12 protein-coding genes are annotated in these 12,550 nt (G+C 68.3%); 9 read left to right on the top strand and 3 right to left on the bottom strand.

Annotated elements, in window-relative coordinates; all coding sequences use genetic code 11:
• Positions 1–9 precede the first annotated feature (9 nt).
• Positions 10–462 (top strand): MaoC family dehydratase, encoded by a 453-nt coding sequence (locus tag IG65_RS0110915; protein ID WP_030514760.1) that lies wholly within the window; start codon positions 10–12, stop codon positions 460–462.
• A 20-nt stretch (positions 463–482) separates the two neighbouring features.
• Here the strand turns inward: IG65_RS0110915 and trpD are convergent, their stop codons facing one another.
• Together trpD and IG65_RS0110905 are read right to left on the bottom strand one after the other, a co-directional pair.
• Entirely contained in the window at positions 483–1,535 is a 1,053-nt protein-coding gene (trpD, locus tag IG65_RS0110910; RefSeq protein WP_030514759.1) for an anthranilate phosphoribosyltransferase, read from the bottom strand.
• A gap of 137 nt (positions 1,536–1,672) precedes the next feature.
• Positions 1,673–2,110, bottom strand: coding sequence for a hypothetical protein (locus tag IG65_RS0110905; protein ID WP_030514758.1), 438 nt, complete (start codon positions 2,108–2,110; stop codon positions 1,673–1,675).
• 209 nt (positions 2,111–2,319) lie between these two features.
• Between IG65_RS0110905 and IG65_RS0110900 the strand changes: the two genes are divergently transcribed.
• The 5 genes from IG65_RS0110900 to IG65_RS0110880 all read left to right on the top strand — a co-directional run bounded on the left by IG65_RS0110900 (position 2,320) and on the right by IG65_RS0110880 (position 7,135).
• Positions 2,320–2,931, top strand: a complete 612-nt coding sequence (locus IG65_RS0110900; protein ID WP_030514757.1) for a heme-copper oxidase subunit III — start codon at positions 2,320–2,322, stop codon at positions 2,929–2,931.
• A gap of 81 nt (positions 2,932–3,012) precedes the next feature.
• Positions 3,013–3,891, top strand: coding sequence for a cytochrome c (locus IG65_RS0110895; protein ID WP_030514756.1), 879 nt, complete (start codon positions 3,013–3,015; stop codon positions 3,889–3,891).
• Positions 3,892–3,911: 20 nt separating this feature from the next.
• Positions 3,912–5,060 (top strand): ubiquinol-cytochrome c reductase iron-sulfur subunit, encoded by a 1,149-nt coding sequence (locus IG65_RS0110890; protein WP_030514755.1) that lies wholly within the window; start codon positions 3,912–3,914, stop codon positions 5,058–5,060.
• Positions 5,057–6,685: a cytochrome bc complex cytochrome b subunit gene (locus IG65_RS0110885; protein ID WP_030514754.1), complete on the top strand. Its 1,629-nt coding sequence runs from the start codon at positions 5,057–5,059 to the stop codon at positions 6,683–6,685. The genes IG65_RS0110890 and IG65_RS0110885 overlap by 4 nt, the downstream gene beginning before the upstream one ends.
• Positions 6,686–6,859: 174 nt before the next feature.
• Positions 6,860–7,135 carry an Lrp/AsnC family transcriptional regulator gene (locus IG65_RS0110880; RefSeq protein WP_030514753.1) on the top strand — a complete coding sequence of 92 codons (276 nt, stop codon included), beginning with the start codon at positions 6,860–6,862 and terminating at the stop codon, positions 7,133–7,135.
• 49 nt (positions 7,136–7,184) lie between these two features.
• On the opposite strand, the gene IG65_RS0110875 is transcribed toward IG65_RS0110880, so the two are convergent.
• Complete coding sequence (locus IG65_RS0110875; protein ID WP_081879388.1) at positions 7,185–9,020, bottom strand: DEDD exonuclease domain-containing protein; 1,836 nt, start codon at positions 9,018–9,020, stop codon at positions 7,185–7,187.
• Positions 9,021–9,571: 551 nt separating this feature from the next.
• On the opposite strand from IG65_RS0110875, the gene IG65_RS0110870 reads away from it, so the two are divergent.
• The 3 genes from IG65_RS0110870 (at position 9,572) to IG65_RS0110860 (ending at position 12,492) form a co-directional block, all read left to right on the top strand.
• The gene (locus tag IG65_RS0110870; protein WP_030514751.1) at positions 9,572–10,165 is read left to right on the top strand and encodes a C40 family peptidase; all 594 of its coding nucleotides are present in this window, start codon (positions 9,572–9,574) and stop codon (positions 10,163–10,165) included.
• A 174-nt stretch (positions 10,166–10,339) separates the two neighbouring features.
• Positions 10,340–11,437, top strand: coding sequence for an NlpC/P60 family protein (locus tag IG65_RS0110865; protein ID WP_030514750.1), 1,098 nt, complete (start codon positions 10,340–10,342; stop codon positions 11,435–11,437).
• A 53-nt stretch (positions 11,438–11,490) separates the two neighbouring features.
• A complete protein-coding gene (locus IG65_RS0110860; protein ID WP_030514749.1) occupies positions 11,491–12,492 on the top strand; it encodes a hypothetical protein in 1,002 nt (333 codons plus the stop codon).
• Positions 12,493–12,550 lie beyond the last annotated feature (58 nt).

Genomic DNA, 12,550 nt, shown 5'->3' with positions numbered 1-12,550 from the left:
GGACCGGACATGACCGATTTCGCCGATCTGGACGCGCTCGCCGCGGCTGTGGGCACCGAACTCGGTGTCAGCGACTGGTTGCAGGTCGACCAGGACCGCATCGATACCTTCGCCGACGCCACCGGCGACCACCAGTGGATCCACGTCGACGCCGAGAAGGCCGCGCAGGGCCCCTACGGGCACACCATCGCGCACGGATTCCTCACCCTGTCGCTGCTGGTGCCGCTGAGCAACCAGGCGACCACGGTGGGCGGCATCACGATGGGAATCAACTACGGGCTCAACAAGGTTCGCTTCATCACGCCGGTGCCGTCGGGCGGCCGCATCCGCGCCCGCGTCCACCTGGACTCGGTCTCCGAGATCCCCGGCGGCATCCAGGCGGTGCGGACCGTCACCGTCGAACTGGACGGGGCGGACAAGCCCGCGTGCGTCGCGGAAAGCATCGTGCGCTACCTGAAGTGACAGCTCGGGACTGTTCCCGTTCAGTCCCCGAGTTCGTTGCTCAATTTCACCCAGCGATCGAGCAACTGGGTGGCCGCGCCGGTGTCGACCGAGGCGGCCGCCCGCTCCAGGGCCGGGCGCAGCAGCTCGTGGATATCGGTGTGGGCGGTCTCGGGGGTCAGCTCGAAGGCCACGATCGCGGCGGCGGAGTTGAGCAGGACCGCGTCGCGGACGGGCCCCGGGGCGCCGTTGAACATGTCGCGGGCGATCGCGGCGTTGACGGTCGCATCGCCGCCGCGCAGTGCCGCCGGATCCACGCGGGGGATGCCCAGGCGCGTCGGATCGATGACGGTCTCGTACTTCTCACCCGCGGCGACGACCCATACATCGGTGGTGTCGGCGGTGGTGATCTCGTCGAGGCCGTCGTTTCCGCGTACCACCAGCGCATTGGCGCCGCGTTCGGCGAACGCCCCGGCGATCACGGGGACGAGCTCGGCGAAGGCGCATCCGATCAGGCCCGCGCTCGGCTGCGCCGGATTGGTCAGCGGGCCCAGCACGTTGAAGACCGTCGGAATGCCGATCTCCTTGCGCGCCGGACCGGCGAACCGCAGCGCCGGATGAAACAACGGGGCGAAGCAGAACCCGATGCCCACCTCGCGCACACACTGGGCCACCGACTCCGGGCTCAACGCGATCCGCACACCCAGCGCCTCGAGCACGTCCGCGCCGCCGCTCTTCGACGACGCGGCCCGATTACCGTGCTTGACCACCGGAATGCCCGCCGCGGACACCACGATCGAGGACATCGTGGAGATATTGACCGTGCCGGAGCGGTCGCCGCCGGTGCCGACGATGTCGACCGCGCCCATATCGAGCGACACCCGCCGCGCATGGCTCAACATGCCGGTCGCCAGGCCGGACAGCTCGATCGCGGTGGGGCCCTTCATCTTGATGGCCACGCCGAAGGCCGCGATCTGCGCCTGGGTGGCGTTGTCGGAGAAGATCTCGTCGATCGCCCACGCCGCCTCCTCCGCGGTCAGATCGACCCCGTCGGTCAGGGCACCGAGAATCTCGGGCCAGCTGCGCGCGCTCATCACATCTCCCGTTCGCGATCGGACACCCGCATCGCTCGTCCGCGCGGGCGTGGGGGCCGTCGGATAGTCGTCGGCCGCCCGGCTAGCAGCCTAATCGGCGGAGGCAATTTCTTTGTTCTCGGCGTTGCGGAAGAAGATTACGGAGAACCCGGCTCGATTCCGCTCGGCTGTAGTGCGTCCCAGCCCACCGCCGTGCCCTCGTGCCGCTGCGCCAATCCGGCCATCCGCGACCGTTCTTGCGAGCAGTGCAGCGCGTCCAGGACCTGCACCCGCTGTAATACCAATTCGATATGACTGCCGTTCGTGTCGGAGGCCTCGGACGTCGCGGCGGGGGAGTAGCCGTCCTGGGCGGCGATGTCGACGACCTCCTCCCGGGCGGCGGCCGGGATGCGCAGATGATGACGCAGCAGGGCCTGCTCCTCGGCGCGCCAGCCGCTCGCGCGCGCGAGCGCGCTCGAGCAGGCTTCGGCATCGTCGAAACTGGACACGACGACCATCAGATCCGTTCGCGCCGGATCCAATTCCGTCGCCGCACCCCGGCCCGACAGCCGCTGCCACACCGATCGAATTCCCATGCCACCCGCCTTCCTCCGCGCGTCGACGCAGCATCGCATACTCGGGATTTCCGCTGGTCACCGTGGTCGCATCGACGCTCGACCTGCGGGTTCACCGGACACGCCGAACCGGGCCCCAGACCCGCACGCGCGCTGATGATTCCGAGTCCGACACCCCGAATTCGCACCCGGCTACGCCTGTCGTACTACGACGAGTCATACTTACCGGCGTGACGACCGCAGTAGGGACCCCAGGATCGGCCATTACTCAGCGTGTGCATTCGCTGAACCGGCCCAACATGGTCAGCGTCGGAACCATCATCTGGCTGTCGAGCGAGCTGATGTTCTTCGCCGGCCTCTTCGCCATGTACTTCGTCGCTCGTGCCCAGGCTCATGGCAACTGGCCGCCGGAACCGACCGAGCTGAACCTCAAGCTCGCCGTGCCGGTCACGGCCGTGCTGATCGCCTCCTCCTTCACCTGCCAGATGGGTGTGTTCTCGGCCGAGCGCGGCGATGTCTTCGGCCTGCGCCGCTGGTACCTGCTCACCTTCTTCATGGGCGCGTTCTTCGTGGCCGGTCAGGGCACCGAGTACCACGCGCTCTACCAAGAGGGCACCACCATCTCTAGCAGCATCTACGGCTCGGTGTTCTTCATCACCACCGGCTTCCACGGTCTGCACGTCATCGGCGGTCTCATCGCGTTCATCTTCCTGCTGATTCGAACCAAGGTCAGTAAGTTCACGCCGGCGCAGGCCACCGCGGCCATCGTCGTCTCCTACTACTGGCACTTCGTCGACATCGTCTGGATCGCGCTGTTCGCCACGATCTACTTCGTCCGCTAGCCGGGCGGCGGCCGTCACGCGCGGTCCGCGACAAATACACACTTTGCACAAGTCGGTTCCGTCTACTCCAAAGGGACACAGATGAGTTCATCTCCCCCGTCAGCGCCAGATCCCACGAGCGGGATCGGCAGCGCTGAGAACAACCAGGCCATCAAGACCCGCAAGCAGCGCCGGATGCGCCGCAAGCTCGCCGGCGGTCTGGTTCTTCTGATGGGCCTCGTCGGAGCCGGCTTCGCGGCATCGGCGCTCACCCCGCACGCGCAGGTCGCGACGGCCAACGAGGATCAGTCGGCGCTGATCCGCGAGGGTAAGCAGATCTACGAGACCTCCTGCATCACCTGTCACGGCGCCAACCTGCAGGGTGTGCAGGACCGCGGCCCCAGCCTGATCGGTGTCGGCGAGGCGGCGGTCTACTTCCAGGTGTCCACCGGCCGCATGCCCGCCGCGGGTAACGGCGCGCAGATCCAGCGCAAGCCCCCGAAGTTCGACGCCCGCCAGACCGACGCGCTGGGCGCGTACGTGGCGGCCAACGGCGGCGGCCCGACCGTGGTTCGCGACCCGAACGGCGAGATCGCGCAGGATTCCCTGATCAAGGGTGCCGACCTGGGACGCGGTGGCGAGTTGTTCCGCCTCAACTGCGCGTCCTGCCACAACTTCACCGGTAAGGGCGGTGCGCTGTCCTCCGGCAAGTTCGCGCCGCCGCTGGAGCAGGCCAACGCGCAGCAGATCTACACCGCGATGCTCACCGGCCCGCAGAACATGCCGAAATTCTCCGACCGGCAGCTGTCTCCGGAGGAGAAGCGTGACATCGTGGCCTATGTGAAGGACCGCACCGAGACCAAGCCGGAGGCCGGATACGGCCTGGGTGGTTTCGGTCCCGCGACCGAGGCCATCGCCATCTGGGTCGCCGGCATCATCGTGCTGGTCGGCGCCGCGATGTGGATCGGATCGCGATCATGAGCGAACAGGAGCGAAACGAGATGAGCCGGCCTGAGGATGGCGGCGGTAAGGGCGTGAACCTGAACCCCACCGAGGAGCAGCTCGACGCGATGTCGACCGCCGAGCTGGTCGAACTCGGTACCGCGCGCGACGGCGTCGACGTCGTCTACCGCGCTCCGCGCTGGCCGGTTCCGGGCACACGCGCGGAGAAGCGTGCCGAGCGGCACGTGACGTTCTGGTTCGCCATCTCCGCCCTCGCGGCGGCCGGGCTGATCGGCGTCTTCCTGTTCTGGCCCTGGGAGTACAAGGGCCGCAACGAGGACGGCAACGGCCTGTACTCGCTGGCCACGCCGCTCTACGGCCTGCTGCTGGGTATCGCGGTGCTGGCCATCGGTGTCGCCGCGGTCATCATCCGCAAGAAGTTCATCCCGAACGAGATCTCCATCCAGACCCGCCACGACGGTCCCTCCGACGAGGTCGACCGGCGCACCCTGGGCGCGCAGCTGTCGGACGCGCTGGAGACCTCGACGCTGGGACGTCGCAAGATGATCACCCGTACCGCCGGACTGGGCGTGGGTGTGCTGGGCATCGGCGCACTGTTCCTGTTCGTCGGCGGCATGATCAAAAACCCGTGGGCCAAGGGCATGAAGTCCCCGCTGTGGGTGTCGGGCTGGACTCCGGACTTCCCGGGCCAGACCATCTACCTGCGCAAGGACACCGGCCGGCCCGAGGACATCGTGCTGGTGCGGCCGGAGGACCTCGACGCCGGCGCCATGGAGACCGTGTTCCCGTGGAAAGAGGAGTGGCGCGGCAACGAGGAGGAGACCCTCCAGTCGCTGCGTGGCATCCGTAACGCGGTCATGTTGATCCGCCTGCGCCCGGAGGACGGGCAGAAGGCGATCAAGCGCAGGGGCCAGGAGAGCTTCAACTTCGGCGACTACTGGGCGTACTCGAAGATCTGCACTCACCTGGGCTGCCCGACCTCGCTGTTCGAGCAGCAGACCAACCGGATCCTGTGCCCGTGCCATCAGTCGCAGTTCTCGGCGACCGAGTGGGGTAAGCCGATCTTCGGTCCCGCCGCCCGCGCGCTGCCGCAGCTGCCCATCACCGTCAACACCGACGGCTACCTGGTCGCCAACGGCGACTTCATCGAGCCGCTCGGTCCGGCCTTCTGGGAGCGTCGTTCATGAGTCCGAGCAAAGTGGTCGCACAGGCCAACGAAATGGACGAGCGGTACCGTGCCGCGGCGTTCGTGAAACGGTCGATCAACAAGGTCTTCCCGACCCACTGGTCGTTCCTGCTGGGTGAGATCGCGCTCTACGCCTTCATCATCCTGATCCTGTCGGGTATCTACCTGACGCTGTTCTTCGATCCGTCGATGAGCGAGGTCGTCTACCACGGCGCCTACCAGCCGCTGCGCGGCGTCACCATGTCGCGCGCGTACGAGACGGCGCTGAACATCTCCTTCGAGGTGCGCGGCGGTCTGTTCGTCCGCCAGGTGCACCACTGGGCGGCGCTGCTGTTCGCGTGCTCGATCATCATCCACCTGTTCCGCATCTTCTTCACCGGCGCGTTCCGCAAGCCGCGTGAGGCGAACTGGGTGATCGGCTCGCTGCTGCTGATCCTGGCGATGTTCGAGGGCTTCTTCGGTTACTCGCTGCCCGACGACCTGCTGTCGGGTACCGGTCTGCGGGCCGCCTTCGGTGGTATCACCATGGGTATTCCGCTGGTCGGCACCTGGATGCACTGGCTGATCTTCGGCGGTGACTTCCCGGGCACGATCATCATCCCGCGTCTGTACATCGCGCACGTGCTGCTCTTCCCGGGCATCATGCTGGCGCTGATCGCGGCGCACGTGGCGATCGTCTGGTACCAGAAGCACACCCAGTTCCCCGGACCGGGCCGCACCGAGAACAACGTGGTCGGTGCCCGCATCGTGCCGGTGTTCGCCGCCGACCAGGGCGCGTTCTTCATGTTCACCCTGGGCGTGCTCGCCGTCATGGGTGGTGTGCTGCAGATCAACCCGATCTGGAACCTGGGTCCCTACAACCCGTCACAGGTCTCGGCCGGTTCGCAGCCCGACTTCTACATGATGTGGACCGACGGTATGGCCCGTCTGATGCCGCCGTGGGAGCTGTATCTGGGCCGCTACACCGTTCCGGCTCCGTTCTGGGTCGCGTTGATCATGGGTCTGGTGTTCGCGGTGCTGATCGCCTACCCGTGGATCGAGAAGCGCCTCACCGGCGACACGGTGCCCCACAACATCCTGCAGCGTCCGCGTGACGTGCCGGTGCGCACCGCGATCGGTGCCATGGCCATCGCCTTCTACCTGGTGCTGACCCTGGCCTGTGTCAACGACATCATCGCGCTGAAGTTCGATGTGTCGCTGAACGCGACGACCTGGTTCTTCCGCATCGCCCTGCTCCTCGCGCCGCCGATCGCCTACTTCCTGGCGTACCGGTTGTGCCTGGGCCTGCAGCGCGCCGACCGCACGGTCCTCGAGCACGGCATCGAGACCGGTGTGATCAAGCGCCTGCCGCACGGTGAGTACATCGAGGTGCATCAGCCGCTGGGCCCGGTCGACGCCCACGGCCACCCGATTCCGCTGGAGTACCAGGGCGCACCGGTGCCGAAGAAGATGAACAAGCTGGGCTGGGCCGGCAAGCCGGGTTCGGGTTCGTTCCTGCGGGCCGATCCGGCCGCCGAGGCCGAGGCGCTCACCGCGAGCGAGCACGAGGCCGAGCACAAGCAGCTGGAGGTCCTGGCCACCTACCAGGAGCAGAACGGCGGCAGCGGCGGCAAGCACAGCCACTGAGTTCGCAGTTTCGGAGCCCCGAGTCGATCATTCGGCTCGGGGCTCCGTCGTATGTGCGGCAGGGTCATGTGCGGCCGTGTCATGCGTGGCCGGTGTGGTGTGTGGCCACCGCGTTCCTGCGGCGATACGGCCACGGTGCGGGCTCGTCGCCGGCGCGCAATTAGACTCGCGCTCATGATTACCGCGATCGTTCTGATCCACGCCGAGGCGGCCCGGATTCCCGAAACCGCGCAGGCACTGGCCGATCTCGACGGCGTCGCCGAGGTCTACTCGTGCGCGGGAGACGTCGATTTGATCGCGGTGGTGCGGGTGCGCGATCACGAACGGATCGCCGAGGTGGTGACCGGCCGGGTGAACAAGACCGCCGGAGTTCTGCGCACGACGACCCATATCGCCTTCAAGTCGTATTCGAGTGCGGATGTGGAGGCGGGGTTCTCGCTGGGGGAGTGAGTGCCGCGCTTGCACCTGGTGTTCGGTGAAAACCGCCGGCCGTGAGCTACTACGCGGTGGTACGTGTGAGGTATTCGCTCGCAGCCGATTCCGCGCGGGTGGCCGCCTCCGCACGTTCGACCCAGGCGAGCCAGGGACCCGCGCCCAGCCGCGGTTCCCGGTAGCCGTCGCTGGTGCGGACGATGCGGGTCCCGGGTTGGTCGAGCCAGCGGGCGATCACGCCGGTCTCCTCGGGTGGTGCGCCGCGCAGCGGCGGGTGGTCGGGATCGTGCAGATCATCCGTGTCGGTGGGGATGCGCGGCTCCGCTGACGTGCCTGCTGTGAACGTGGTCGGGCGGACCGTCTCGGCGGCGGCGACCAGGCTCTCGACCACCGCCATCGGCGGGATACCGCGCGCGGCGGTTCCGGCGGCAGCGAGGCGGCCATAGCGGATCACCGCGAACTCCCAGCCGCCTCTGCCATCGGGGCGGGCCGCGATCAGCTCGGCGATCCGGGCGAGGGCTGCCAGGCGCTGAGTGCGCCGTAGCGCCCGCACCACGGCGCAGGTGCGATCACGCAGCCGCGCGGCGGCCTCGAAATGCTCTGCGGCGACGTACTCGTCGATGCGGGCGGCGATCGCGCGCAAAGGTGCGTCGTCGCGTCCGGTGAACAGATCCCGCACCGCCCGCGGGGCGGCCGCGTACTGTGCGGCCGGCACCCGCTCGCCGAAGATCGCCGCCGGGCACCCGCCCACGGCCGCGGGCGGACAGTCGCCGCCGTGCACACCGCCGCGGGGGATGCGTGTCGTGCAGGTCCGTAGTCCGCTGTATTCCGCGAGCGTTGCCGCGACCTCGGTGGCGTCGGTGCGGGAATGAAAGGGCCCCAGAGCATCTGCGGTGGGGGTGCGGCTCACCGCGAATCGGGGGAAGGGCTCGTCGGTCATCGTCAGCCACCAGGCGCGCTTGGGGAATTTCGAGCGCCGGTTGTAGGGCGGGGTGTGCGCTACCAGCAGGCGCAGCTCGCGCACTCCCGCTTCCAGTCCGTGCGCGCAGCGGACGTGATCGACGCGGGTGGCGAGCATGACCATTTCCCGCATGCGGGTGCGGGTTTCGGAGCCGGTGAAGTAATTGCGCACGCGCCGGCGCAGATTCACCGCCGTCCCTATATAGAGGACCTCCTCCGAGGGCCCCCGGAATAGATACACCCCCGGTGCGGCGGGCAGATCGGCGGCGAGGATGCGCTTGGAGCGCTGGCGACGGGTGACCTCGGGCAGATAGTCCATCAATTCGGGCAGGGTCTGGACCCCGAGATTGCCCACCCGTTCGAACAGCGCGTGCAGGACGTCGACGGTGGCGCGCGCGTCGTCGAGGGCGCGGTGGGTGGGCCGGGTGGAGGCGCCGAGGAGCTGAGCCAGCGCCGAGAGCCGCACCGTCGGCGCCTCGTCCCGATCGAGAATGCGCCGCGCCAGCTGAACCGTGCACAGCACCTGGAAGGCCGGCCATGCGGTCTCGCAGCGCTGGGCCGCCGCCTTCAGGAAGGACATGTCGAAGCGCGCGTTGTGGGCGACGAGCACTGCGCCCGACGCGAATTCGAGAAATCCGGGGAGCACGGCCTCGATCCGCGGGGCCTCCAGGACCATCGCGGTGGTGATGCCGGTGACCTGCACGATCTGCGGCGGAATCGCGCAGCCGGGATCGACCAGCGTCGCGAATTCGCCGAGTACTTCGCCGGCGCGCACCTTCACCGCACCTATTTCGGTGATGGCGTCCCCGTCGGGCCGGGTCCCGGTGGTCTCGAGGTCCACCACGACGAAGGTGACGTCTCGCAGTGCGATCTCGGGCTCGTCACCGCCGTGACCGGGAAGTTCGAGGGCCAGCTGGGCCGGTCGCGGGACGGGTGAGGGCACGGCGAGCAGCGTAGGCGCAGGGTCCGACAGGATCGTTCCGGATGTCGGCGGGCAGCCGGGCCGGCGCGAGATTTGCGCTCTGCGAGGTTCGGATTGCACGAGTATGCCGAAAAGTGATCAGGGTCACGGTAATTCGGTATAGCTATGAAATAGCGGCGAATGGGCGAGGTCCGCGAGGGCGCCGGCGAAGCCGGGCTTGACTGTGTAGTGCCGGTCCTCAAACGTGCGGACTGTTCGGTTGGTTTCTGGCCGACATGCTCTCGGTTACTTGCGGTTTCCCGCTCGGAGCGCCTCTCGGCTCCGGTGGTGGCTCGTCTGATCTCGGGGCGGGACGCACCTGGGTAAACGCATCCGGCGATAGCTGTCGTTATCGTTTCGTGATCATTGTGAGCTATCTCGCATGCAGTCGGGCGGGGGCTCTTACCTGAAGCCGGCTCGACGCGTCCGGGCTTTACAACGCACCGTTATGCCCTCGTAATCTTTTCGAGACCTCACGGAGTCCGACGCACCACCGGGTGCGGCGTCGTGGGGCAGATGAGGAGTACCGCATCATGGCGATCAAGCGACAGGTTCAGGGGCTGCCTCGTACCGCCCGCCGGGCCGTTGCGGCCGGAGCCGTTGGCGCAGCAACCCTCAGCGCTCTGCTGCTCCCGGCGACCACCGCCGCGGCCGCGCCGGTCACCGTACCGGGCGTCGGCACCTTCGATGTTCCCGATCAGGTTCTCGGCGCCGTTCCGCCGGGCGCTGTCCCGCCGGGCATTCAGATCCCCGGGATCGCTCCTGCGCCGTTCGCGCCGCAGCAGACCGTCGGTCAGCGCGCGGCCGATGCCGCCCTGTCCAAGGTCGGCGCCCCCTACTCGTACGGTGCCGCCGGCCCGAACGCCTTCGACTGCTCGGGCCTGGTGAAGTGGTCCTACGAGCAGGCCGGGCGCGAACTGCCGCGCACGAGCTACGAACAGCTCGAGGAGGGCGCCCCCGTCTCGCTGGACGCGCTGCAGCCCGGTGACGTGGTGTCCTTCTACGGCGGCAGCCACTCCGCGCTCTATGTCGGCGACGGCAACGTGGTGCACGCCTCGACCGCCGGTGAGCCGGTGAAGGTCGCCCCGATCTCCTCGATGCCGGTCGCGGGCGCTCGCCGCTACTGATTCGACCCGCCCGGATCGGCGCATTCCGCACAGTTCGGACCGCCGATCCGGGCATTGGGGCTATACGGCGTGATCGTTTCGTGCCCTGCTGGACATGGACGGTCGCCGTTCCGTAACCTTATCGAGACCTTCGTGATTTCCAGCTCGGGACGAGAGAACGGGGCACGGCAGGCCGTGACAGCGCACAAGGGCAACGCGCAACGCAACAACAGAACCAGACGCCTGGTCGGCGGCTCACTGGCAGTGGGCGCGCTCGTGTTCGGAGCGTCTTCCGGCGGTCTGGCGACGGCCGATCCGGCTCCGGCGGAACAACCGGCCACCGCCGGTGACGCGGTGCAGCGGCTCATCGAGTTGTCGCATCAGTCCGAGCAGCTCAACCAGCAGGCGCTGGCCGCGCAGGGCGATCTGGAAGCCAAACAGGGCGTGGCCCGCGACGCCGATGCCAAACTCGCGACCGCGACCCAGGCCCTCGATGCCGCCAAGGCCGAGGTGCGCAAATATCAACCGGCCGTGGACCGGACCGCGATCGCCGCGTATCAGGGCGCCCGGACCAACCGGCTGTTCTCGGTGCTGGTCTCCGATTCCCCGCAGCAGCTGCTCGACCAGATGTCGACGCTGGACGTGCTGTCCACGCAGACCGCCGATCAGCTGACGCAGTTCTCCAAGGCCACCGATTCGGCCACCGCCGCCGAAACCGCCGCCAAATCCGCCTCCGACGCCGCGCAGGCCGCCGCGCAGAAGGCCGACCAGGTGCGCGCGGACCTCGAACACAAGCGCGCCGATCTGCAGGGCGCGATGGCTCAGGTCATCCAGGCCTGGGGTGCGCTCTCGGCCGGGGAGAAATCCACCCTCGCCGGATCGCTGTTCCCGCCCGGCTTCGACCGCGACACCCTGCTGCGCGGCCTGGTCCCGGGCAGCGGTACCAGCGCGCTGGCCGCGGGACTGACCCGCGTCGGCGACCCGTACGTCTGGGGTGCGACCGGCCCCGATCAGTTCGATTGCTCCGGCCTGGTGCAGTGGGCGTTCCATCACGTGGGTATCGATCTGCCGCGCACCAGCCAGGCGCAGGCCACCGTCGGCACGCCGGTGTCCCGGGACTCGTTGCAGCCCGGCGACGTGGTGTTCTTCTATTCGGACGCCTCGCACGTCGGCATCTACGCCGGAAATGGCATGATCCTGCACGCCTCCACTTTCGGTGTGCCGGTCGCGGTGGCGCCGATGGGCAACACCCCCTTCCATTCCGCGCGCCGATACTGGATCGGAATGCCGTAAACACTGCGAGAATCTGGCGGCGAGTCATCACACCGACGTGAGGATCGTGTCGTATGAGCGGATTGTTGCGGGTCCGGACATGGCTGGCGCATCGTGGGCGCTTCGAATTCGTCGCCACCCTCGCCGTGGTGGTGGCGCTGACCGCGGCCGGCGGCGCCTTACTGCTGCTGCCGAAGACGGGCCTGCACACCGTGCCCGCCGCCGCGGAAACCGATTCCGCGCCCTCGCACGCCGATCCGCAGTTGCCCGAGTTGCGGCGCATCATGAGTTCGTACGGACCCGTTGTCGCGCAACACGTTTCGGGTGACGACGGCAAGTTGTCGGTGGTGCTGGGGCATCCGTACCAGCGCGGCGACGTCGACCAACTCGCCCGCGAGGCCGGCCCGGCCGTCACGGCGGTCTCCCAGGTGTGGGGTACCGACTGGGCCCACGAAGCCGTGGTGGCCGTCGCGTCGAGCAGTTCCGAATTCGCGGCGCTGACCCACGCCACCGGTCCGGTGTCCGACCAGGTCGCGGCGGCCTCGGTGTCGGATCCGTTCGTACCCGGCACCCAGCCCACCGGTCAGCGGATCGTCTTCTCGCCCGATGCCGGGCGCCGGCTCGGCCCGGACGGTCTGCGCGAAACCCTGCGCCACGAACTCACCCACGTCGCCGCCCGGGCCGGGACCGTCGACGGTTCCCCGCAGTGGGTGCTGGAAGGGTTCGCCGAGTACTGCGGCCACCGCGGAAATCAGCAGCGTTTCGCGCAGCTCGCGCCGACCGTCACCACCCGCGCCCGCTCCGGTGACCTGCCCGCGGACCTGCCGTCCGATACCGCGTTCACGCCGAGCCCCGGTGCCGATGCCGCCCTGGCCTACGAACAGGCCTGGTCGGCCAACGCGTTCGTCGCCGACCGATTCGGAGAGCCGAAACTCGTGGCGCTCTACCACCGGCTCGCCACCGGCCCTCAGGACCAGGCCGCGCTGGATCGTGGCCTGCGGGAGACGCTCGGCCTGGGCCGTACCGAATTCGTCTCCGCCTGGCGCGACTGGATCAAGGCCCGCGTGGCCGCCTAGGGGCCCGGTCGCGGCGGCCACACCCGTTGCGCCGGACGCGGCGGCCACACCCATAGAC

The organism is Nocardia sp. NRRL WC-3656, from assembly GCF_000720265.1.
In the GTDB taxonomy this organism is placed as follows: domain Bacteria; phylum Actinomycetota; class Actinomycetes; order Mycobacteriales; family Mycobacteriaceae; genus Nocardia; species Nocardia nova.
This window is presented reverse-complemented; position numbering and strand designations above follow the sequence as displayed.